The sequence below is a fragment of the Rheinheimera sp. B2H12 genome (assembly GCF_059620065.1).
This window is the reverse complement of sequence record NZ_CM184363.1, coordinates 2,615,989-2,639,812: the sequence shown is the minus strand read 5'-3', so window position 1 is coordinate 2,639,812 and position 23,824 is coordinate 2,615,989. Positions and strand designations below refer to the sequence as shown.

Below are 23,824 nucleotides of genomic sequence, written 5' to 3'. Positions count from 1 at the left end.
AACGATCCAAAACCTATCGTAAAATGAGCAGAACCTCTCAGATTCTGAGCGTTTTTGAGAGGTTTTGTCCAGAATCTTACCGAATTTAAAAATGGGGTTAAAACTGGAAAGCCGCGAATTTATTGGCTTTGCGGGACGGGGTCGAAATTTTTGGTGTCTAATACTGAACAACCCCATACACGAGGATACAGCAGGAAGTCGTGGAAATAGCCAAAAAGGCAATTTACCCATAAAAGATTTCTCACTACTCTTATTGTGAGTAGTCTATAATGGGCAAAAACCACAGTAGAATTATTACATGATTAAGCCTCTGATCGCGATTAAAAATGGCAAACCTGTATATATCACTAAGCCGCCACATTTTGAACCTGGTTTCAATCGTAATGAAGCCATGTCGATGCTGGATGCCGAATCAGATTGGGATGTCATTCTTGAGTTTCTGACGCAGTACCAATCTAAACCTAATACTTTGGCGAATTACTTAAAAGAAGTTGAACGCTTTGCGCTTTGGTTGATCCATGAAAAGCAAAAACCGCTCAGTGCCGTCAATCGCTCAGATTGGCTGGCTTATCTGGAGTTTATTAAAGCGCCGCCGAAACATTGGTGCTGTACCAAACAACGAAAATTTCTTGACCAGCAACCAGCCAGCATCAATCTGAACTGGCGGCCCTTTGAATTGCGCCAGGAATATCAGCCGCTGGAAAGAACCAATCCGTTGTCAATTGAACAGCCCCAAATTGTGTCCGGCTTGAGTGATTCCAGCCAGGCATTGGCTAAGCGTATTGTCGAAGCCATGTTTACTTTTTTAGTGATTGCCGGCCACTTAAATGCCAATCCGGCGATGTCACCACGAAGCCGTAACCGCAGTTCCGCGGTAAAAAAGTCTTTTTCCGATCGTGCCATTTCTGATGATTTAGTCAATTTTACCATCGATCAGACATTTGTGGCGCAACGTGCCGCGACCACGCCGGCTGAACAATTTAAATGGATCCGCGCCCGTTATATCCTGACGCTGCTGGTTGGCACTGGTTTACGTTTGTCAGAAGCAGCTGATCATACCTATGCAGCTGTGGATATTTTAAGCAACGACAGATGGGTATTAAATATTATCGGTAAAGGCGATAAGCCACGTTCAATTGAAATATTTGAAGATTTAAAAGCTGTGATGAAGGAATTCAGGGTTTCGATAGGTTGTCACCCTACTCCACTTTATAAAGATACCATGTCTTTGATCCCAGGCGCTCAGCCAACCAAGCAAATCAGCTCGCGGCGAATTATTCAAATCATGCGGGAAACCTTTGATCATGCTAGCAAAATTAAGCAGGAACAAGCCTCACAATGTGATAATCAGGATGAAAAAGGCATGTTACTGCGTGATGCCAGTATCCTGGAAAAAGCCAGCGCGCACTGGTTAAGACACTCGCACGCCACTTATTTCCTGAAAATGAGTAATCAAAATCTGAAATTAACCATGACCCGTTTAGGTCATTCTGACGTTTCAACGACGATGATTTATCTGCACGAAGAAAACGAATTTAGTAACTAATCTGCCTGCTCAGCGTCGTTGTAAGCCGTTACGGCGCTGATTTTCCCTCATTACATGGCATCGACTAACCAGCCTCAATACTGTTATTTTTGCGAAAACCAGCAAAGCATGGCTGACTTAAGGTTGCTTTAAGTCTTTCCCATTAGGCTCACCTGATTGGCTTGTGTCTGTCAGGAGACGGTGTGTCTTTCGCTGCGATGTTACCCTCTGCTCAACAACTGTGGCTGCAGCCATTGCTGCTGTTGGTGTTGCTATTTGCCCTCTGTTATGGCCTGGAGCTGGACTTTGTCCTGGCAAATTTCTGGTATCAATTGCAACACCAGCAGTGGTCTTTGCAGCATTTCTGGCTGACTGAACAACTACTGCATCGGGCAGTCCGACTCTGTAACCAAGCGGTGATCTTGGGGCTGCTGCTGCACTTCTTAGTGCGGCTTTGCTGGTCGGCTGCGTCCGGTGATTGGCATGGCACCCGGCGGCAGGCTCATGGCCGCTTACTGCTGACGCTGGCACTCAGTCTGGCCGGGGTGGCGCTATTAAAACGACTGTTACCGATGGATTGTCCCTGGGATCTGCAAGTTTTTGGCGGTCCCTATAGTTTCACCGGTTTATTCAGTCGCTGGCCAGCCGATCGGGCCAGTAATGCCTGTTTTCCGGCAGGCCATGCCAGTATTGGTTTTGCCTGGTTTGGGTTGTATTTTTTCTGCCTGCAACTTTATCCACGACTGGCGCGGCCAGCCCTTGTTGGCAGCGCCCTGCTCGGCTTCAGTCTGGGTCTGGTGCAGCAACTGCGTGGTGCTCACTTTATTTCCCATGATATTGCCAGTGCGGCCTGGTGCTGGAGCATAGCTTGTTTATGTGCTTATTGGCCTTTGCCGCGCAATATCTGGCGGCGCGCTGGCCAAAGCTGGACCGGAAATTCTCATCAACCCATCACAGCAAGGACACCGCAATGAATGCGCTGACGTTACAGTGGCTGCATCGCAGTCATAGTTTTTTATTACATCCCCGCCAGCGCTTTGTGGTAACCCCGCTGTTACTGGCTTTGTTATTGGCAAGCCTGAGCACGCTGTTGTTTCTGGCACCATTTATGACGCAACTGCAAAAGCATATTCCGGGCCAATACAGCTTACAGGCAATCCTGGTACTGGTGTTGTGGTTGCTGAACTGCGGTTTGTTTATCTTACTGAGTGTGCCTGGACTGCCGCTGTTACAACGCGTTTTGCTCAGTAGCTTATTTTTGATCGCGGCAATCAGCCATTATTTTATCAGTCATTTTGGCATTGTGATTGACAGGGCCATGTTGCAAAACGTGCTGGAAACCGATATCGCTGAAGCCAGTGGTCTGCTCCATGCAGATCTGATCCTCAGCACCCTGGGTTGGCTGTTGTTATTAGGCTGGCTGCAGCGCCATATTCAGTTCAAAGCACAACACTGGCAGCGAAGTGTCAAACAGTGGCTGCTTGGCTTGTTGCTGGTCTTTGCCGGCCTTGGCGTGATTGCCAGCACGCACTATGCCGAGTTGGCCAGCTTTTTTCGTAATTACCGGGCAGTGAAGTTTTATGCTTTACCTATCAGTCCGTTGGTGGCCGGTATTGCAGTGACAAAACAACAGCTAGCGGCGCATTTTCCGCCGACTTTTCAAGTGTTAGCTATGGATGTACGTAATCAGCAACCGGCGGCAGCGCCGAGAACCTTAGTGCTGGTATTGGGCGAAACTGCCCGTGCCGATCATTTCCAGTTGAACGGTTATCCGCGTGCAACCAACCCAAGGCTGGGCAAGTTACCAGTGGTTAGTTTTACCCAGGTCAGTTCCTGTGGCACGGCCACAGCGCACTCGGTACCTTGCATGTTCTCCCACCTGGGGCGCGAACGCTATGACGAAAGCATCGCTAAAAATAGCAGCAACATTTTAGATATTTTGCAAAGCAGTGGCGTCGAGGTCAGTTGGTATGATCATAATTCTGGTTGTAAAGGTGTCTGCGACCGGTTGCCGCATCAGATGTTATTTGCCCAGCCGCGTTGCCAGCAGCAAGATTGTACTGACGCCGTTTTACTGCAGGCGTTACAGCAAGTATTGGCCATACCTGCCAGTAAAGACCGGCTTATTGTGTTGCATCAGCTCGGCAGTCACGGACCTGAATATTTTCGCCGCAGTCTGGCCTCGCAAAAGGTATTTGCCCCCGAATGCCAGCAGAAAGAACTGAACCATTGTCAGCCGCAACATATTATCAACGCTTATGACAATAGCCTGCTGGCGACAGACGAACTGCTGGCTAGTGCCATAGCACAACTGCAGCAACAACCCAACAGCGCCATGCTGTATATCTCAGATCATGGGGAATCTTTAGGTGAAAATGGCGTGTATTTGCATGGTTTGCCTTACTGGATGGCGCCGAAAGCCCAAACCAATGTACCGCTGATTTGGTGGATGTCCGCTGAGTTTGCCAAAAACCAGCAATTAAGCCTTGCCTGCCTGCAACAACAGCAAGCACAGCCGCTGAGCCATGACCATCTGTTTCATAGTTTGCCCGCTTTGTTTGGTCGTGCCAGTCAGCTGTTCAGGCCCGAACTCAATCTATTTGCTGGTTGTACCGGGAGTTAAATATGCCATCACCATGCCAAAACGATTGGCGCTGGGGTCTGTGTTATGCCGTGGCCATCTTGCTGCAGAGTCCGGCAGCTGTAGCAGCCGGCGCGCAGCAAAAAGACGCGGTATCCAGTGAGTTGCTGTGTGATTGGTGGCAACAAAAAAAACGCCTGCAGCGAAGGTGCCTGCTACAACTGAGGCTGTGGCCGACCCGCAAATCCGCCTTGGCCAGGTTCAACTGGAACCCAAACCGATTTTCAAATCGGATCCCGACGATCTCTGGTTGCATCGGCTGGCCAATTGGGCCCATGTGACCACTTGAGCACCGAACAGTTTAAAAAAACGGCAGCAGCCGTGGGCAAAATAGGGCTCAGACAAGGCAAATTTCTGAAGGTTTAGTGAACTAAACCGAAGGAATTTAACGCCGTATGAGGATATTTTGCCCCGGCCCGGCGGGAGCGCCGGAAAACCTCGCATCCGGCGTTGGGCAAAATGAGCAATAGAATGACTATTGCTCATTTTGCCCGCCTTGCCTGCGAGGTTTTCTGTCAGCTCTGCTGCTCGTTTTTTGAACTGCTCGGTGCTCTAGACCCGATACGGTACAAAGGGCGTTACCCTTTGCCAGCGGCTCCGTGATCCGGCTCAGTGATCTGGCCGAAGCTGAGCGTTTGCTGCGGGACAAATCATATTTGCATGACGCCAAAGTACGGTTAAACCCGGTTTGTAATGCCGATCAAAGTTATGATGTGCACGTCGAAACTTCAGATAATTGGAGCTTGTTACCTTCGTTTGGCCTTGGCCGCAGCGGCGGACAAAACAAATATGCTTTTGGTTTTAAAGAAGATAATTTACTTGGTTTTGGTGTACGCACCTCAGTCAAATACCAAAGTGACGCTCAGCGCAGCGGTTATGAGTTGAAGCTGGAAATGCCGTTATCCTTATTAACTGAACCGGGCAGCAATGACTGGTTGGCTCATAGTGATGTCACTGCAGAATGGACCCGGAATGACGATGGCCAGGTGCGGCAATTCAAAGTAGAAAAGCCATTTTATCAGGATGACAGTCAGTGGATGTACCGGACTGAATGGTTCAGTGAGCAGCAGCAAAGTCAGCTATTTCACAATGGCGCGCTGGAAAATGTGTTTGCCACTGAACATCGGCGGTTCGACTTCAGTACCGGTTTATTATGGTCTTATCAGCACCAGGCATCGACCCGCTTACTGGCTGGTGTGCTGGTCGAAAACTGGCGTTTTGCCCCCGCGTTGCGACAACCTAGTCTGGCTTTACCGACTGACCGCGACTGGGCTTACCCCTGGCTGGGTGTTGAATATAAACAACACGATTATCGGGTACTGCGCGATATTTTGTTTATTGATCGGGCTGAAGACGTCAATCTGGGTTGGCAATATCTGCTGAAAATGGCAGCCCAAAGCAGCAAACTCAGCGCAGAGCGCAACTTGGGTTACCGTGTTTCAGCAGCCAGCAGTAAAGGTTTTGCTGAGGATCAGCATCTGTTGTTACTCCAGGGCGAGGTTGATTGGATGCTTGGCTTACCGGGCGGCGATCTGCGGGAGTGGCGGTTCAAGCTGGAAGATTTTTATCAGTTATCGGCCAATTTTACCTGGTACAACAAAGCCGAATATAGCCGGCGTAATCGCAATTTTATTGATCAACCACTGGAACTTGGCGGTGACAGCGGGCTGCGTGGTTACCCGTTGCAATATCAGCTCGGGATCCGTAAATCACTGCTGACCACTGAACTCCGTTGGTATCCGCGTATTAATCTGTATCAAATGTTAGATCTTGGCTTTGTCGCATTTAGCGACATCGGTCGGGTCACGGCGGGCCGGGTGGCGGAGATCGATGAGCTGAACCTGCAGGCACTTGCCAGCAGCGCGCTATTGCCTGCGAATACCGGGCTGCAATGGAGTGGGGTTTTGCCGGCCACGTCACAACTTACGGCCACGTCACAACTTAGCCGCAGCGACAGCGATATGTTAAGGCCTAATGTAACTGAGCAATGGCTGGGCAGTGTTGGCGTTGGCATGCGGATCTATTCTGCCAAATCGAGCAATGACCATGTCATCCATATCGATCTGTCGTTCCCCTTGCGATCGTCCCCTGCTGTCGACAGCTGGGAAATCGAGCTGAGTGTCAGCAACAGGTTTTAATGCCGGCAAAGACCCGTTGTTGAGGTTATTGTGTCGCCACGACAGCGACTGATTATCCTCTGCCAGCCGCTCACGAAATCGAACGCTTTAGCACTTTGCATCGCTGCAGGCTATTTGTCATTATTTCGCAATCATCTTGAATTTTATTGGCATTTTTTTTAAAAGCCCGAATGGTGTACAATCTCTGACATCCCGCCTCCACGGTCTTGCGTTTTTTTGGAGCAGTTTTATGTTAAGAGCTTTTGAGTTACGGCAGCAGTTTTTACAGCGGATGGAATTTGACGGCAATTTTACCGGCGCAGAGGATTTGCGCGCTGCACTCTGGCTGGATTTGGTCGCACCCAATGACATCGAACGGGATGTGGTAAATCTGCACCTGGGACAAGAACTGGCGCGGCGGCATGAGCTGGATGATATCGAAGCGACAGCGCGTTTTTTTGAAGATGAAGACGGTTTGCACGTGCATTCGTTATTTTTCTTTAATGAAGAGCAAGCCGGTAATACCACAGTGGCTTTTACCATCCGGGATGGCCGGCTGTTTACCCTGCGGGAACGTGAATTACCGGTGTTCCGGCTCTATCGGATGCGCGCCAAATCACAGCCGTTATTGTCCGGTGGCGCTTTTGAAGTGCTGCTGGATTTATTTGAAATCAAAATTGACCAACTTGCTGACAGTATTGAAGAAATATCCGGCGCACTGGAAGCCATCAGCCAGGTTATTTTAAAAGGTCAGCAAAATGAAGCTTTTCATTCCTCGTTATCCAGACTGACGGAGCTGGAAGACTGGAGCTGGAAAGTCCGGCTTTGTCTGATGGATACTCAAAGAGCGGTGAATTTTTTATTACGCAAAGCCCGCTTGCCGGTGGAGCAGATTGCGCAGGCGCGCGAAGTATTACGGGACGTTGAGTCACTGTTGCCGCATAACGAATCGTTATTTCAAAAAGTGAACTTCTTACTGCAATCAGCGATGGGTTTTATCAATATAGAACAAAACCGCATCATTAAAATCTTCTCGGTGGTGTCGGTTATTTTCCTGCCACCAACTTTAGTCGCCAGCAGTTATGGCATGAACTTCAGTAAAATGCCGGAGCTGGAATGGAGTTTTGGTTATCCGATGGCGCTGGGTCTGATGGTTTTAGCTGCAGTAGCGCCCTATTTGTTTTTTAAACGGCGCGGTTGGTTGTAAGGGGTTGACGCACTCAGGCTAATTTCGTTAGCCTGAGTGCACCTCACCTCACCTCACCTCACCTCACCTCACCTCACCTCACCTCAGCTCAGGACAGAATAATATAATCACTTTGCAGTTCGATGCCCTGATGCGGCGCTGCGGTCAGATGCAGATAACGACCCTCAATAGCGTCAATCTCCAGACAATCATCGACATCAAATAATTGATCGGTATGAGGTTTTTCCCAGTTGGTCAGCATCAGTTGTTTGCCACGTTGTTTGGCGGCAACTTTATCGGGCGCCACCACTAACACATAACGATGATCTTCACCAAAACATCCAGCCTGATAACCGCCTAAATTAATAAAAAACAGCCGCAACTCCCCTGCCGCCGGCGCTTCATGACTGAAGCTGACTTTATACTGGTCGACGCCATCAACAGCCAGCCAGGAATCAATATGCAGTCCCTGCGGGCTGCCAAACCATTGCTGCCGCAGTGTCGGATAAGCCTCTGTGATGTGTTCGGCCTGAACAAACACCACATCATGCACTTCAATTTTTGCTTTGGGATGTTTACCACCCAGCATCACCACGTATAACAAAGTTGACTCCTTTTAAGACAAAGCAAGGCTTGCCTGTCCATTTTCACAAAGCTAACCGGGGGCTTGCAGCCTGACAGATAAAAAAATGGCGGTTAAACCGCCATTTCATCATCATAAAAAATCAGCAGTTAGCTACTGACTCTTTTATACTGCCGATATTCTGGTTTCCAGAAATTGGCGTCAATTTTACGTTGTAACATGGCATCGTCAAGTTCTAGCGCATGGCCTTGAGCCATCGCCACCTTGGCTACCTCAAAGGCAATTTTCTTCGACAAGTCTGCCAGCTGGGTTAATGGCGGCAGAATACCACCAGTGCCGGTATTCGCCAGCGGCGACGCTGCCGCTAAGGTTTCACTGGCAACGCGTAACATTTCGTCACTGATACGACGGGCTTTTACGGCCAGTACACCCAGGCCAATACCCGGGAAAATATAGCTGTTGTTACACTGGGCAACCGGATAGGTTTTACCTTTGTATTCAATAGGTTTGAACGGGCTGCCGGTGGCTATAATCACTTCGCCTTCGGTCCATTCGATGATTTTTTCCGGCCGGGCTTCAATTTGTTTGATGGGGTTACTCAGTGGCATAATAATGGGTAAAGCACAGTGTTTCTTCATAGCTTTGACCACGGCTTCGGTGAATAAACCGGCCACACCTGACACGCCAATTAAAATATCTGGTTTGGCACAGTTCATCACATCACGTAACGACGCATAATCACCACTGAAGGACCAATCAGCAATGGCTTGTTTTTCTTGCACCAGGGCTTGCTGGAAATCACGTAAATCCGGCATATCTTCAGTCAGCAAACCAAAACGGTCCACCATAAACACCTGGCTGCGCGCCTGTGCATCGGTTAGACCTTCAGATACCATCTGGCTAATCACCTGTTCGGCAATACCACAACCGGCAGAGCCAGCGCCAACGAACACCACTTTCTGACTGGATAAAGCCTGACCCTTAGAACGGCAGGCGGCTAATAAGGTACCGACAGTCACAGCGGCAGTGCCCTGGATATCATCATTAAAGCAGCAGATCTGATCACGGTAGCGTTTGAGCAGCGGCATGGCATTTGGCTGGGCAAAATCTTCAAACTGCACCATAGCTTCCGGCCAGCGCCGTTTGACGGCCTGGATAAACTTATCGACAAATTCATAGTACTCATCACCGCTGATGCGGCGATGGCGATTGCCCATGTAATAAGGATCGTTCAGCAGTTTTTCGTTATTGGTACCCACATCCAGACAGACTGGTAAGGTATAAGCCGGGCTGATGCCACCACAAGCGGTGTAGAGCGATAGTTTACCAATCGAAATGCCCATACCGCCAATGCCCTGGTCGCCCAAACCAAGCACGCGTTCACCATCAGTCACGACTATAACTTTGACTTTTTTCTTGGTGGCGCTTCTGAGCACATCATCGAGCTGATCACGGTCGCTGTAAGAAATAAATAAACCACGGGCGCTGCGGTAGATATCAGAAAATCGCTCACAAGCGTCGCCAACCGTTGGGGTGTAGATAATAGGCAGCATTTCTTCCAGATGGTTTTGTAATAACCGGTGAAACAGGGTTTCATTGTTATCCTGCACCACCCGCAGATAAATATGTTTATTAATCGGTTCTTCAAAAGATGAATATTGCATATAGGCACGAGCGGCCTGCTCTTCGATGCTTTCATAACGTGGCGGTAACAAACCGGTCAGGTTAAAGGCGGCTCTTTCTTCCCGGCTAAAGGCACTGCCTTTGTTTAATAACGGGGTTTCGAGCAGGGCTGGACCGGCGTAATGAATATACAATGGGGTATTTTGCTCTGACTGACGCATAAAATTCCTGAAATAGCTGCCATCTGGCGTAAAAGTTAACGGATTTTACCGCTGTTACCTTCGGTAGTAAAATTTCATCTGACTGGTAAGACAAGCCACAATTATGCAACATTGTGGTTTTATTACAGTATTTTAGCCGGCTTGCGGCGAAAAGGCTGCAGCAAACCGGCTTTTACCGTAGTGACAGATACGGCTAGCGTTTGAATTTGGTTTCCAGTACCACGGCAGAATTGGTGCGTTCCACGCCGTCCAGATTACCGATATCATCCAGTAAATGGCTCAGTTGCTCGGTACTTTGTGCCTGCACCACCGCAATCAGGTCATATTCACCACTGATGGCATACAGCTCTGAGATTTGAGGAATTTGTTTCAGTTCAACATTGGTTTTGGTGGTCAGCTTTTGTCGCACCTTGATGGAGACATGGGCCGACACTAAGGTACTGACAAACTTTTCACCATACTCAACCACATAGCCTTTAATTACGCCGGTCTGCTCTAATCTGGCGATCCGGCTTTGCACTGTTGAACGCGACAAATTCAGCAAACGCGCCAAATCTGACACGCTGGTTCTGGCATTGGTCCGCAGCACAGAAAGTAACCTTTCATCTTCTTTGCTAAGCATATTGCTAAAACCTTTCGTTAAATTGCTTAAATAAAAAATTATAATGCTCAGAATGCTACTGCATTTTGCTTGGTTGGCTCAATATAATAATGACAACAGACATAAAAACCGCTAAAGCGGTTCACAGCATAAGTCGAGGCAAAAAATGCAAGTCAGCAGAAGTTTATTTGATGAAGTGATGGTACCTAATTACGCGCCGTCGCCAATTATTCCGGTCCGTGGCCTAGGGTCCAGATTATGGGATCAGCAAGGTCGCGAGTATATTGATTTTGCCGGTGGTATCGCGGTGAATTGTTTAGGCCACTGTCATCCGGCCTTGGTGCAGGCTTTAACAGAACAAGCCGGTAAACTGTGGCATTTATCGAATACTATGACCAATGAACCGGCGCTGTTATTGGCAAAACGTTTGGTTGATCATACTTTTGCGGAAAAAGTTTATTTCGCCAACTCTGGCGCTGAAGCCAATGAAGCGGCGTTAAAACTGGTGCGCCGGGTGGCGCTGAATAATCACGGTGCGGAAAAAACGCAGATTATCGCTTTTAAACAAGGTTTCCATGGCCGCACCCTGTTTACCGTCTCTGTCGGTGGTCAACCCGCCTATTCAGACGGTTTTGGTCCTAAACCGGCGGACATTGATCACGCCGAATACAATAATCTGGACAGTCTGAAAGCACTGATGTCAGAACGCACCTGCGCTGTGGTGCTGGAACCTTTGCAAGGTGAAGGCGGTATTATCAGTCCAACGGTTGAATTTATTCAGGGTGTGCGGGCTTTGTGTGATCAGTATCAGGCGCTGTTGGTGTTTGATGAAGTGCAGTCTGGCGTGGGCCGCACCGGCGAGTTATATGCTTATATGGGGCTTGGCGTCACGCCGGACGTGCTGACCACTGCCAAAGCTTTGGGCGGCGGTTTTCCAATCGGCGCTATGCTGACGACCACTGAGCTGGCGAAACATTTGGTGGTCGGCACCCATGGCAGTACTTATGGTGGCAATCCATTGGCTTGTGCTGTCGGTTTAGCGGCCTTTGATACGGTCAATACGCCGGAAGTCCTGAATGGTGTCAAAGAGCGCGAGCAGTTATTCCGGGCTGGTTTACAGGCCATCAACAATAAATATCAGGTCTTTAGTGAGATCCGTGGTAAAGGTTTATTGTTAGGTGCTGCGCTGAATGCCGATTATGCCGGCAAATCCCGTGATTTTATGCTGGCGGCAGCTGAACAAGGCCTGTTGGTGCTGATGGCTGGTTACAATGTCGTTCGTTTTGCGCCATCCTTGATCATTCCAACCCAGGATATCGAACAAGGTCTGGCCCGTTTTGACGCTGCTATCGCCACTTTAGTCGCGGCAAAAAAAGTCGCGGCGAAAAATCCAGCATAATGACAAACCCGCCTGGCGTCACTGCGCCAGGCGCTCGCTCAATTGAGGACAACCGAAGATGTTATTGATCCGCCCGATCCAACAATCGGACTACCAGGCCCTGCTGCAAATTGCAGAAGAATCAGGCGCTGGCTTTACATCACTGCCAGTCAATGAGCAGAAATTAAAGCAAAAAATTGCCCATTCCGAACACAGTTTTGCCATTGACACCGACAAACCTGGTAATCAAGGCTATTTGTTTGTGCTGGAAGATACCGCCACTGGCGAAATTATGGGGACTTCCGGCATTGAAGCCTCGGTGGGTCTGAGCACACCGCTGTACCATTTTCATCAGAGCACTGTGGTGCATCACTCGAACGAGCTCAATGTATTTAACCCGGTCGAAGTGCTGACTATGTGTAATGATTACACTGGTGTTTCAGAGATTTGTACTTTGTTTTTGCGTGAGCCCTACCGCTCTGGCTTAAATGGCCGCTTTTTATCCAAGGTGCGGTTTTTGTTTATGGCCGAACAGCCAAAACGATTTGCCAAGCTGGTGATCGCAGAAATGCGCGGTGTTGCCGATGACAACGCCTTACCGCCGTTCTGGCAATGGTTGCAAACTTATTTTTTCAGCATAGATTTTCCAACGGCCGACCATCTGATTGGGATTGGTAACAAAGGCTTTATTGCCGATCTGATGCCACGTCATCCGATTTATGTCAGCTTGTTGCCAGAATCAGCGCAAAAAGTGATTGGTGAAGTGCATGAAAATACCAAGCCTGCATTAAAACTGCTGGAAAATGAAGGCTTTATTCATCGCGGTTACGTCGATTTATTTGACGCAGGCCCGACAGTTGAAGCGCAACTGAAGCAAATTAAATCAGTGCGGCACAGCCATAAAGTGGCGGTACAGATTGAAACTGATGCACAAAAACGCCGTGGCCTCAATCAATTAGCGGTCTGCAACTGCGAAACCGCGATGTTTCGCGCCACTTTTACCGATGATTGCCGGTTAGAACCAGAGCAGAATGTGCTGTTGTTAAGCCCGGCCGCTGCCGATGCATTGAAGGTCACCACAGGTGATTTTGTCCGTTATTTAAACCTCGATAAAGGTGCCAAATGAGTCAAGCAATTCAATTTATTCAAGGTCAGTGGCAAAGTGGTAATGGCGGTCTGTTCAGCTCTGTCAATCCGGCCACTGGCGACGTGATTTGGCAAGGTCAGGCGGCGGATGAATTACAAGTCGATTTAGCCGTCAAAACCGCCCGGCAGGCCTTTATTGGTTGGGCGCAACAAGCGTTGTCTGAGCGTGTGACAGTCGTACAGGCGTTTGCTGAGCTTTTAAAGCTGCACACAGAAGCCATGGCGGTATTGATTGCCGAAGAAACCGGTAAAGCCTTATGGGAAAGCCGGACTGAAGTGGCGGCGATGATTGGCAAAATTGCCATTTCCAGCAAAGCCCATCAGGAAAGAACCGGCACAGTGGAAAACCCGATGCCGGGCGCTAAAGCATTTATCCGGCATAAACCGCATGGTGTGGTGGCGGTGTTTGGTCCTTATAACTTCCCTGGGCATTTGCCGAATGGGCATATAGTGCCGGCGCTGATCGCGGGCAATGCGGTGATTTTTAAGCCTTCAGAATTAACGCCAAAAGTCGCGCAGTTCACCGTTGAGTTGTGGCAACAAGCCGGTCTGCCGGCGGGTGTGCTGTCGTTATTGCAAGGTGAAGTGATGACCGGCAAAGCTTTGGCTTCTCATCCCGGACTCGATGGCTTGTTTTTTACTGGCAGCTCCAACACCGGGCATCTGTTGCATCAGCAATTTGCCGGTCAGCCGGGCAAAATTCTGGCGCTGGAAATGGGCGGCAATAATCCGCTGATCGTCAAAGACGTGGCCAATATTGACGCTGCTGTGCACGATATTATTCAGTCGGCCTTTTTAAGCAGCGGCCAACGCTGTACTTGTGCCCGTCGCTTGTTTTTAGCCAAGTCGGCCAATGGCGATGCCATTTTAGCCAAGCTGATCAGTGCCAGCAAACAAATCAAAGTCGGCCCGCCACTGGCCACTGAGCAGCCGTTTTATGGTGCCATGATCAGTGAAAAAGCGGCACTTGGCATGGTACAGGCGCAGCAGGCCATCCGTGCTGCTGGCGGCGTGTCTTTGCTTGAGCTCAGTCATATTCAGCCAGGCACCGGCTTTGTCACACCAGGCATTATTGATGTGACAGATGCCGCGCCATTGCCGGACGAAGAGCATTTTGGCCCTTTACTCAAAGTGTATCGCTACGACGACTTTGACAGTGCCATTACCGAAGCCAATAACACCGCCTATGGTTTATCCGCCGGTTTACTGGCTGATAACGAAGCAGATTATCAGTACTTTTTTGCCCGCATTCGTGCCGGCATTGTGAACTGGAATAAACCTATTACCGGTGCTTCCAGTGCGGCGCCTTTTGGCGGCATCGGCAAAAGTGGTAACCATCGCGCCAGCGCTTATTACGCGGCAGATTATTGCGCTTATCCGGTGGCTTCGGTGGAAGCTGCAGCGGTCAGTTTACCGGCCAGTTTAAACCCCGGACTGAGCATTTAGTGCTAAAAGCCAAGTTGTTTTAACTAGATCAAACCGGACAGCAGAAAAAAGCTATAGCATTAGATTGTCCGGTGTTCACTTAGCGTTTTCGATCAACAAGGATCAACCATGCATACCAACGTCAATGAATTATTTGCCAAATTATGGGAAAACTATCTGACAGTAACCCCTTCTGCCAGAAAAATTCATGCCCTGCTCGGCTCGTCACAACAAGATGATGTGATTAACGATCACATTGCACTGCGCACTTTTAATCTGCCACATATTGGCCTGGAAAAACTGGCCGCGCATTTTCTGGCGCTGGGTTATGTCGAGTGCGGGGAATATCACTTCGAAGCGAAAAAACTGTACGCCAAACATTTTGAACATCCGGATCCAAAACAACCGAAAGTCTTTATCTCGGAATTGTTATTAGAGCAATGTTCGCCACAACTGCAACAAATCATCACGGCACTGGTGGCGCAAATGGATCCGGCTGCTGTGACGGCAGAGAACTTTTTATATTCAGGTAAACATTGGCAACTGGATCAAGCCAGCTACCGCACCCTGCTGGCAGAAAGTGAATATGCTGCCTGGACAGCGGTCTGGGGGTTCCGGGCCAATCACTTTACTGTGTCTGTGAATGAACTGAACAACTTCAGCAGCCTGCAAAGCGTCAATGCTGCACTGAAACAAGGCGGTTTTGCCCTGAATACCTCAGGCGGTGAAATTAAAGGCAGCCCTGAGGTGTTGCTGGAACAGTCTTCGACCCTGGCGGATGAAGCTGTGGCAGAATTTATTGATGGCGATCAACTGATCCCAAGCTGTTTTTATGAATTTGCCCTGCGCTACCCAATGCCAAATGGCAAGCTGTACACAGGTTTTGTGGCAGCCTCAGCCGACAAAATTTTCGAAAGTACGAATTCCCGCTAAGCGTCCGCTAAGCGCCCGCTAAGCGAAAGCTAAGCGAAAGCTAAGCGAAAGCTAAGCGAAAGCTAAGCGAAAGCTTAACCTTTGTTGGCGCAGGCAGCTTGCAATAATGCAGCTGCCTGAGTTGCCGCCACGTCTGATCGTCCTTCATCTTGCAATGCTGTCGCCAGCCATTGCTGATAGCTGGCCGCAGCGGCTGACCGATAACCACTGGACGCCGGATTGATAAAACCATGCGGATACGGAGTCAATTCAGATTGCACCAATGGCTTGGCCGCTAACTGCTGATGCAAAGCGAGCACATCAAAATGCGTTTCCTCTGCCCAAATCAGTTGGGTCGGACAGTTGGGTTGCAACTCTGGCTGCTGACGGATCTGGCCGCCATAAAATAACCAGCAGCGTTTGACCGGCGACTTTGGCTGTGCGGCAATGGCCGACCATAACACTGCAGCACCTGCACTAAAGCCCAAGGCATCAACAGCTTTAGTTTGGCTGGCCAGCCAATGGGTTAGTTTCTGCTGATAAGCCGGCAGTCCACCTTGCGCAGTAAAAAATTGATAAGCGGCCTGATCATGCTCGAACTGCTGCATTTGGCTGTAGGGTGACAACAATTGCACTTCGACCGGCAGCGCAGCTAACCAGTGATGCAGCGCCGCTGTGATACCAAAAATATCGGTGCAAACCAGCAAAGTGGCCGGTTGTTGTTGCTGAACCATCTATAGAACCTGAGTTTAAAACTGATTGAGTGGTAATTGCAGGTAGACAATCCCATTGTCTGCGGCAGGTGGCAAATGACCGGCCCGCATATTCACCTGCACCGCTGGTAATAACAGTTTGGGCATGCTTAAGGTAGCATCTCTTTGCTGGCGAAGCTGAATAAACTCAGTGGCACTGATCCCCTGGTGTAAATGAATATTCGCCTGTTTTTGCGCCCCCACTGTGGTTTCAAAACAAAAATCGTCACGGCCTGCTGCTTTATAGTCATGACATAAAAACATCCGGGTGCTGTCGGGCAAGCTGAATAACAGTTGCACCGATTGATATAAGGTGGCAGCACTGCCACCGGGAAAATCGCAACGTGCGCTGCCATAATCCGGCATAAATAAAGTATCACCGACAAATACTGCGTCGCCAATCAGATAGGATACACAAGCAGGCGTATGCCCCGGTGTGTGTAGCACCCTGATCTGCAGCGCGCCCAGTGACAATTGTTCGCCATCAGCGGCCAGCTTATCAAACTGACTGCCATCGCGGGCAAACTCACTGCCAGCATGAAACACCCCGGCAAACAACTGCTGCACTGTGGTGATCTGACTACCAATCACGATCTGACCGCCTAGCTGCTGCTGCAGATAAGGTGCAGCCGACAAATGATCAGCATGGACATGGGTTTCTAAGATCCACTGCAACTGTAACTGTTGTCGCTGTACCGCAGCCACTATCTGATCGGCTCCAGTGGTGCTGGTGCGGCTAGCGGCCAGCTCAAAATTCAGCACCGGATCAATGACGGCCGCGGCTTTTGTTTGCGGGCAAAACACTAAGTAACTGTATGTATTGGAGTCTTGATCAAAAAAATGCTGAATTATTGCCGTCATAACCACCTCAGTCGCTGCTTTGATGACTATAACAAAGATGTTACATAACGAAAAGCGCTAAGCTTATTCTTTTAAGGTATATAGCTAGAATAATAACTGCATCATTTGTCGTAAGTTCGCTACGCCTAACCGCTGATAGGCATTTTTGCGATGCGTAATGATAGTGCTGACACTCAGTTGCAAAGCATCGGCTATCTGCTGGGCGGTTTCACCGGCCAGCACTCTGGCGGTGACCTCACACTCCCGCGGACTCAGTTTTGGATAATTAAACCGTAAATGATGTGCAAAGTCAGTGGCTTGCTGTGCTTGCAAGCGTTTTTGCCGATAAAAATGCTGGTCAATAATCGCAATTAACAAAGCACCACAAGCCAGTAGCTGTTGACCGGCTTCGGCCGCAAACGCGCCCTTGCCCTGAGCTTTGTAGATACTTAACGCCATTTGCCGGTGCTGACCCGTGCGCAACAACGAAAATCTGTCTTCGATGCCGGTTCTTTCATAACAGCTGTGACGGTAGTGCCGGTCCCGAATTTGTTGATACTGCTGATAAGTTAAATAGGTTTGCACCGGTTTGTCTGACGCTGCGGCAATACTGTAGTTGATGTCCTGGCTGAAACACTGCCGGTAACCGCTGGCTGCTTTGGTCAGATTAGCCGGATGGGTATTCGTCGCAGTTGCCACCAGCTCAGGCATGGCAGTGCCGCGAAATGAAAACACCGAGACAAAATCAGCTGCCAGTTCAGCCTGACAAAACTGCAATAACGCAGTGGCAAAGTCATCTGTACCAATTGCGGTTACAAGTGGCGTTAACGCAGCAAAATGACAGTGTTGCTCGGTAGATTGTAAACAAACAGGACTGACAGTTGCCATCACTTGCTCCTTATGTGGCAGCTCGATGCCGCTGAGCTTAGCAGCTGAGAACTATCATCTCAACGGTCGGATTCCCCATTGCTGAGGAATGAACTCTCGCTGGATGCTTGCTATAACCATCGCTCATGTCATCAACCGGAGTTTCAAATGTTTGCCAAACAACAATTACAGTATCAGGCCATTGCATTGCCGGCGCCAGTTGCGCGGACAGATGCAGAAATTTTGCAGCAGGCGCAGTTATTTCAGCAACAAATGCAAAGTCGCCGCACTGTCAGGGATTATCAGCGTCGGCCAGTACCTCAGGCGGTGATTGAAAGTTGTATTTTAACTGCTGGTAGCGCCCCGTCCGGCGCCAATCATCAGCCCTGGCATTTTGTGGCTGTGTCTGATCCGCTGCTCAAACAACAGATCCGTGCCGCAGCAGAAGCAGAAGAACGGGTGTTTTATCAGGGGGGCGCCGGGGACGAGTGGCTCAAAGCGCTAGAGCCTATTGGCACCGGCGTTGCTAAACCTCATCTGGAAGATGCAGCCTGGCTGATTGTCATATTTGCTCAGCGCTGGGGTCAGTTCAGTGATGGGACTAAATATAAAAATTATTATGTGCCGGAAAGTGTCGGTATCGCGACCGGTTTTTTAATTGCGGCGATCCACCAGGCCGGATTATCTTGCCTGACGCACACCCCCAATCCGATGAAATTTCTCAATAGCCTGCTGGGCCGGCCTGAGCAGGAAAAGCCGGTCATGATCCTGGCGGTCGGCCATCCTGCACCAAGTGCCACTGTGCCGGCGGTGGCGCTGCTGAAAAAACCACTGGCAGAGATTTTATCCCTAGACCCAAAGCCACTACAGATGCTGGCCCCCACACAGACGGAGCTTTAACATGACCTATGTGGTAACAGAGCAATGCATCCAGTGTAAATACACCGATTGTGTCAGTGTCTGTCCGGTCGACTGTTTTTATGAAGGCGCCAATATGCTGGTGATCCATCCGGAGCAATGTATTGATTGCGGTGTTTGTGAAGCCGAATGCCCGGTGCAAGCGATCCAGCCCGATTATGAAGTGGCTGATCCGCTCTGGGCGCTGCTGAATGCCGAATATGCCAGTTTATGGCCTGGCATCCAGCAGGTGAAAGCAGCGTTGCCGGATGCCAGCGACTGGCATCATGTAGCGGATAAACTGGCGCTGTTTGATCCGGCGCCGCCGCGCGCAGATACAAGCAACCAAGTCAATATTGCTGCTGACAGTGGTCAATAAAACGGGAAATCTGAATTAGCCACACATAATATGCTGATATAAAACAATAAATATAAAATTTATCAATGGGTATCAGCATAATATCAACATATTTTGCCCGCCACTAACTATGTTCTGCCACAGCTGAACCGTCGGTTCGGCCCCCATCCAGAGGATCCGTGATGCAGAAATCATCCCCGTTTTTCTTGCTAAGTCTGGCGGTTGGCATGCTGTTGCCAGCCGCTCAGGCAGCAGCAGCCAGTGACCGGCTTCAACCTGCCGTGATTGCTAAATTCATTGCAAAGCCGATAGCACTCACACCAGCCGTCGGCCAGCGTAGCCAGCAACAGCAATGGCAGCAGCGGCTTAGTCAGCCGGGGGCGAGCTTCATCAAAGTTCAGTTCAGTGCCATGCAATTGCCTGTAGGTGCATATGTTACCGTCAGTAGTGTTGATGGTCGGGAAAGTTATCGTTATCCGGACACTGCGGCTGGTCGAACCTTCCACAGCCTGCGCGGCGAAGACGGTGAACAGCAATTTTCTGCCATGTCAGTGTTTGGTGATAGCGCCCTGGTGACCCTGGTGCTACCAGCCGGCAGCCAGTGGCAAGCCGAGCATCAATTGCGGATCGCTGGTTTTAGTGCAGGCTTCAGTGATGCAGCGCTAGCACTGGCTGAAACCGGCCCTGGCACCAGTTCGACCTGTGGCAGTAATCAGCGCAAAGATGCTGTTTGTGCGGTTAACAGCCAGCCACGTGAATATGACCGATCACGGCCGGTTGCCAGGCTGCTGATTGGCGGTTCAGGTTTATGTACCGGCTGGCGGGTTGGCGCCGGTAATCACCTGTTTACCAACAATCATTGTGTCGCCACTGCCAGTGAATTGCGGGATACCGAAGTCTGGTTTAACTATCAGAACCTGCAGTGCGGTGTCCGTTCGCCGGCCACTGTGGTGAAAGTGACGGGAGCCGAGCTGTTTAAAACCGACTACAACCTCGATTACACCTTATTTAGCGTCAATAATTTTGCGGCGATCGCCGGCTTTGGCCATCTGGGGCTGACGGTACGCTTGCCCACGCTGGGCGAACGTATTTATATTCCGCAACATGGTGCCGGTAATCCAAAAGAGCTGGCGATTGAAAGTGAGATGAACAGCAGTGGTTTTTGTGAAATTGATCAGGCCGTCACGTCTGGCCGCGCAACCGGGACTGATACCGGCTATTACTGCGATACTATTGGCGGTTCCTCCGGTTCACCTGTGTTGGCGCAAGGCAGTCATGGCGCGATTGCGCTGCACCACTTTGGTGGTTGCACCAATCAGGGCGTATTGATCAACAAGATCTGGCCGCAGGTAGCCGCTGTTTTTAACCAGCAAATTCCGGTCGGGGATGATCAGGGCAATGGCAATTTGCCGCCAGTCGCTGCTTTTACAGTACAGTGTCAGGGTTATCAATGTCAGTTTGATGGGCATGCCAGCCAGGATCCGGAAGGCGGCTCCCTCAGCTACAGCTGGCAGTTTGGCGATGGCAATCAAGGTTCCGGCATACAGACTGCGCATCAGTATCAGGGGCCAGGCCGTTATTCAGTATTGTTAAATGTGACCGATCCACAAGGACTGACGGCCAGTAAAGCCAGCGTGTTCAGCCTATCAGATGCGATTGTTTATCCACTACTGCCGGAGCAGGTTGTCACCTTATCTGGCGCACTGGAACAACACTGGAATTATCGTGTCACTGGCCTGAGCGCCGGCCAGCTACTGGAACTGACGCTGTCACAAGGCAGTGGCGATGCCGGGTTATATGCCAGAGTCGGTGCCTCGCCTGACGTCAACCTGTTTGACTGCCGTTCGATACAAAACGGCAATCAGGAAAGTTGCCGCTTGTACTTAACCAGCAACAGTGATGTTTATCTGCAGGTTGTTGGCCAGCAAGCCTTCACTGGCGTGCAATTGTTGGCAAGGATCCAGCAAACTCCGCCGAACGGTTACCCAAAAACCGGCCTCAGTGCCGCTAAATCGCAGTGGCTCAGATATCAGTATCTGGTGCCAGCAGGCGTCAACCAGTTAAAAATCAGTACGGCCGGTGGTACTGGTGATGCAGATCTGTATGTACAAAAAACGGTAGCGCCAACGACAACCTTATATGACTGCCGGCCTTATAGCAGTGGCAACAATGAAAGCTGCATTATCGCCGTCCAGCCTGGCGAACTGGTGCACATCGGGCTGCGGGCTTTTCAGACGTTTAGCCAGTTAACGCTGGACCTGAAATAACAAGGTCGCGCTGTCACATTCGTGTGATTGTGGCAGCGCGCTATTGCAGTTTATTCACACATTTAGACGGCCAAACGTCTTGGTGTCATATTTTTGTCATCTATCAGTTTTAGGATCCCCCGGTCTTTCATTTGTTGTCACCGCCCGAGGTTGTATGAAGATCGCCCGCAAACTGATGTTTACCATGGCCGCAGCCACGCTGACCGCTGTGATCACTGGTGTTAGCTTAATCAGCACCCTGTCCTATTCCCACAGTAAAGCGGCGCTCAGCCAAAGTGCCGAGCAACAATTTACTGCGGTGGCCAAAGGCCGTGAACAGGCCTTGCAGCTTTATTTACAAAGTCTGCAGGATTTATTGCTGAGTCTGGCTAATAACCGGATGACTCAGGAAGCTTTATACGCCATGGAACGACCTTTTGGCTCCTATCGCTATGAAGTGGCCAATCCGGGTGAAGCACAGCTGCGTACTGAATTACAACAATGGTATCAGCAGCAGTATCAGCCTTTTGCCCGTAGTCTGGATCCGGCATATAACACTGATAGCAGTCAGTGGTTAACCAAAGCCAGTCTGGAAACTCTGTTACTGCAACATTATTATCTGCAAACCAACCCGCATCCGCCGGCCAGTGCCAGCAAATTGGTTGACCGGGCTGATGGCTCTGTCTATGGCCAACAGCATAAAAAATTCCACCAGAGTTTTGTTGAAGTAACCAACCGCTACAAGTTGCAGGAGCTTTATCTGGTGGCCGCCAACGGCCTGAATGTGGTGTATTCCAGCCATAAAACCCCGGTATTTGCTACCTCATTACAACAAGGTGCTTTTGCCGACACTGAATTAGCCAGCACTGTGAAAAAAGTACTGCAAAATGCCAAGGCTGGTTGGCAAGTGTCAGCACCAGCGCCATTTCGCGGTTATGTCGAGCAGCAGGTATTGTTTTTTGCCGCTCCGGTGTTTAATAGCCTGGCGGGCTCGGACCAACCTATTGGGGTGCTAGTGCTGCAATTGCCTGTGACTGCGTTGACGGCCCTGATTAACCAGCAGCAGCAATGGCCGCAAATTGGCCTGGGCGACAGTGGCGACAGTTATCTGGTCAGTGCCAACCAACGCCTGCTGACGTCGTTACGGGCAGAATTAGCCGATGCTGCTGGATTTGCCAGCCGTTACCCGGAATTAAAGGCCAAGGCCAATCATTATGGTCTGGCCGGACAATTGACGCTGGACAGTGCTGAAGTCAAAGCTGCGCTGGGCGGTCAGTCGGGCATGCGGCAAACTTATGATTACCGGCAGCAACCTGTGCTGATGAGTTATCAGCCGGTGCTGATTGGCCAGCAGCAATATGCGCTGATCACCCAGATGGATGAACAGGAAGCATTTGCCAGCCTGCAACAATTAACGCAGCAAATGTTATGGTATGGCTTGCTGGTGATCGCAGTGTTAGCGCTGGCTGCACTCTTGTTGGCGCGGCAGGCTGGTGTGGCCATCGCCCGCCCCCTGGAGTCGCTGGCGGGTCAAATTCGCCAGGCGGCGGATCAACATGATTTAACCAGCCGCTTCAAAGCACAAGGTGATGAGGAAGTCCAATCCATTGCCGCAGCACTGAATCAGTTGTTTGCCAGTTTGGCCGATTTATTGGGTCAACTGGTGCAGGCCGCTGGTGCACAGCAGCAAGCGTCAACACAACAACTGGCGATCAGTCATAACTGTAAAGAAGCGGTATTTCAACAAAAAACAGCCTTGTTGCAGTTGCAACAAGAGGCCGCAGCCAGTCAGCAAGCACAACAAAGTATTGGTCAGCAAATTAGTGCTGCCAGTCAGGCGGCGAGCCTGGCGCAGCAACAATCAGCCGCCGGTCAACTCCAGTTACACCAGATGCACCAGCTCATCCAGCAATTGGCTGGCCAAATCGGTCATTCCACCGATAGCATGACGGACTTACAACAAGCTGCCGCCCAAATTGTCACTGTACTGGACACCATTCGCGGTGTCGCTGAGCAAACAAATTTACTGGCACTAAACGCGGCGATTGAAGCGGCCAGAGCCGGTGAACATGGTCGTGGTTTTGCGGTGGTGGCTGATGAAGTTCGACGTTTGTCCGGCAGTACTCAAAGTGCCACTGCCGAAATCCAGCAGATGCTGGCCAGACTGGCGCAATCCGTACAACAAACCACCCAGGGTTTACAGCAGGAGCAAGCCAGTGCGACTTTATGTCTGGAAAGTGCCGTGATCACAGAGCAGAGCCTGGCTCAAACTAAAGATGCGGCTGCCACTATTGCCATCGCTACCAGCCAGATCACCAGTTTCTGTCAGCAGGAATGTGAGCGCAGTAGTCAGATCAGCCTGGCGCTGGTGGATATCAGCCAAAGTGCCACTGCCACCGATCAAGCCATGAGCGAACTGGCCGATAAAGCCAGAGCCCAGCAGCAACTGGGTGAACATCTGATGCAAAGCTCAGCCCGGCTAAAATTGTAAATCCGTTGCCGGCAA

19 protein-coding genes are annotated in these 23,824 nt (G+C 50.1%); 13 read left to right on the top strand and 6 right to left on the bottom strand.

The features are described 5' to 3' along the window. Positions 1 to 298: 298 nt before the first annotated feature. From AC53GJ_RS11300 to corA, 5 genes are all read left to right on the top strand, one after another. On the top strand, positions 299 to 1,546 hold the full coding sequence (locus AC53GJ_RS11300; protein WP_496727808.1) for a tyrosine-type recombinase/integrase: 1,248 nt from the start codon (positions 299 to 301) through the stop codon (positions 1,544 to 1,546). Between the two features lie 182 nt (positions 1,547 to 1,728). Continuing rightward, positions 1,729 to 2,499 carry a phosphatase PAP2 family protein gene (locus AC53GJ_RS11295; protein WP_496727807.1) on the top strand — a complete coding sequence of 257 codons (771 nt, stop codon included), beginning with the start codon at positions 1,729 to 1,731 and terminating at the stop codon, positions 2,497 to 2,499. After that, the gene (locus AC53GJ_RS11290) at positions 2,496 to 4,148 is read left to right on the top strand and encodes a phosphoethanolamine transferase (protein WP_496727806.1); all 1,653 of its coding nucleotides are present in this window, start codon (positions 2,496 to 2,498) and stop codon (positions 4,146 to 4,148) included. Before AC53GJ_RS11295 ends, AC53GJ_RS11290 begins: the two co-directional genes overlap by 4 nt. A gap of 617 nt (positions 4,149 to 4,765) precedes the next feature. Continuing rightward, positions 4,766 to 6,304, top strand: a complete 1,539-nt coding sequence (locus tag AC53GJ_RS11285) for a BamA/TamA family outer membrane protein (RefSeq protein ID WP_496727805.1) — start codon at positions 4,766 to 4,768, stop codon at positions 6,302 to 6,304. Positions 6,305 to 6,533: 229 nt separating this feature from the next. Then, positions 6,534 to 7,490 carry a magnesium/cobalt transporter CorA gene (gene corA, locus AC53GJ_RS11280; protein ID WP_496727804.1) on the top strand — a complete coding sequence of 319 codons (957 nt, stop codon included), beginning with the start codon at positions 6,534 to 6,536 and terminating at the stop codon, positions 7,488 to 7,490. An 88-nt stretch (positions 7,491 to 7,578) separates the two neighbouring features. On the opposite strand, the gene AC53GJ_RS11275 is transcribed toward corA, so the two are convergent. The 3 genes from AC53GJ_RS11275 to AC53GJ_RS11265 form a co-directional block, all read right to left on the bottom strand. Then, entirely contained in the window at positions 7,579 to 8,064 is a 486-nt protein-coding gene (locus AC53GJ_RS11275; protein ID WP_496732788.1) for a DUF1543 domain-containing protein, read from the bottom strand. 137 nt (positions 8,065 to 8,201) lie between these two features. Further along, positions 8,202 to 9,896, bottom strand: a complete 1,695-nt coding sequence (locus AC53GJ_RS11270) for an NAD-dependent malic enzyme (protein WP_496727803.1) — start codon at positions 9,894 to 9,896, stop codon at positions 8,202 to 8,204. Between the two features lie 193 nt (positions 9,897 to 10,089). After that, entirely contained in the window at positions 10,090 to 10,518 is a 429-nt protein-coding gene (locus AC53GJ_RS11265) for an Lrp/AsnC family transcriptional regulator (RefSeq protein WP_496727802.1), read from the bottom strand. Between the two features lie 145 nt (positions 10,519 to 10,663). Between AC53GJ_RS11265 and AC53GJ_RS11260 the strand changes: the two genes are divergently transcribed. From AC53GJ_RS11260 to AC53GJ_RS11245, 4 genes are all read left to right on the top strand, one after another. Further along, positions 10,664 to 11,896 (top strand): aspartate aminotransferase family protein, encoded by a 1,233-nt coding sequence (locus AC53GJ_RS11260; RefSeq protein WP_496727801.1) that lies wholly within the window; start codon positions 10,664 to 10,666, stop codon positions 11,894 to 11,896. A gap of 58 nt (positions 11,897 to 11,954) precedes the next feature. Continuing rightward, positions 11,955 to 13,001 (top strand): arginine N-succinyltransferase, encoded by a 1,047-nt coding sequence (gene astA / locus AC53GJ_RS11255; RefSeq protein WP_496727800.1) that lies wholly within the window; start codon positions 11,955 to 11,957, stop codon positions 12,999 to 13,001. After that, on the top strand, positions 12,998 to 14,467 hold the full coding sequence (gene astD, locus AC53GJ_RS11250) for a succinylglutamate-semialdehyde dehydrogenase (RefSeq protein WP_496727799.1): 1,470 nt from the start codon (positions 12,998 to 13,000) through the stop codon (positions 14,465 to 14,467). Before astA ends, astD begins: the two co-directional genes overlap by 4 nt. Before the next feature lie 108 nt (positions 14,468 to 14,575). Next, on the top strand, positions 14,576 to 15,379 hold the full coding sequence (locus tag AC53GJ_RS11245) for a DUF1338 domain-containing protein (RefSeq protein ID WP_496727798.1): 804 nt from the start codon (positions 14,576 to 14,578) through the stop codon (positions 15,377 to 15,379). Between the two features lie 74 nt (positions 15,380 to 15,453). Here AC53GJ_RS11245 and AC53GJ_RS11240 read toward each other — a convergent pair whose 3' ends face one another. The 3 genes from AC53GJ_RS11240 to AC53GJ_RS11230 form a co-directional block, all read right to left on the bottom strand. Then, complete coding sequence (locus AC53GJ_RS11240; RefSeq protein ID WP_496727797.1) at positions 15,454 to 16,092, bottom strand: dienelactone hydrolase family protein; 639 nt, start codon at positions 16,090 to 16,092, stop codon at positions 15,454 to 15,456. 15 nt (positions 16,093 to 16,107) lie between these two features. Beyond that, positions 16,108 to 16,971 carry an MBL fold metallo-hydrolase gene (locus tag AC53GJ_RS11235; protein ID WP_496727796.1) on the bottom strand — a complete coding sequence of 288 codons (864 nt, stop codon included), beginning with the start codon at positions 16,969 to 16,971 and terminating at the stop codon, positions 16,108 to 16,110. Positions 16,972 to 17,055: 84 nt separating this feature from the next. Next, positions 17,056 to 17,838, bottom strand: coding sequence for a helix-turn-helix domain-containing protein (locus AC53GJ_RS11230; RefSeq protein WP_496727795.1), 783 nt, complete (start codon positions 17,836 to 17,838; stop codon positions 17,056 to 17,058). Positions 17,839 to 17,985: 147 nt separating this feature from the next. Between AC53GJ_RS11230 and AC53GJ_RS11225 the strand changes: the two genes are divergently transcribed. The 4 genes from AC53GJ_RS11225 (at position 17,986) to AC53GJ_RS11210 (ending at position 23,809) form a co-directional block, all read left to right on the top strand. Next, positions 17,986 to 18,717 (top strand): nitroreductase family protein, encoded by a 732-nt coding sequence (locus AC53GJ_RS11225; protein ID WP_496727794.1) that lies wholly within the window; start codon positions 17,986 to 17,988, stop codon positions 18,715 to 18,717. A gap of 1 nt (position 18,718) precedes the next feature. Continuing rightward, the gene (gene fdxA / locus AC53GJ_RS11220) at positions 18,719 to 19,093 is read left to right on the top strand and encodes a ferredoxin FdxA (protein ID WP_496727793.1); all 375 of its coding nucleotides are present in this window, start codon (positions 18,719 to 18,721) and stop codon (positions 19,091 to 19,093) included. Positions 19,094 to 19,254: 161 nt separating this feature from the next. Beyond that, positions 19,255 to 21,339, top strand: coding sequence for a pre-peptidase C-terminal domain-containing protein (locus AC53GJ_RS11215; RefSeq protein ID WP_496727792.1), 2,085 nt, complete (start codon positions 19,255 to 19,257; stop codon positions 21,337 to 21,339). Positions 21,340 to 21,493: 154 nt separating this feature from the next. Then, the gene (locus AC53GJ_RS11210; RefSeq protein ID WP_496727791.1) at positions 21,494 to 23,809 is read left to right on the top strand and encodes a methyl-accepting chemotaxis protein; all 2,316 of its coding nucleotides are present in this window, start codon (positions 21,494 to 21,496) and stop codon (positions 23,807 to 23,809) included. Positions 23,810 to 23,824: the final 15 nt, after the last annotated feature.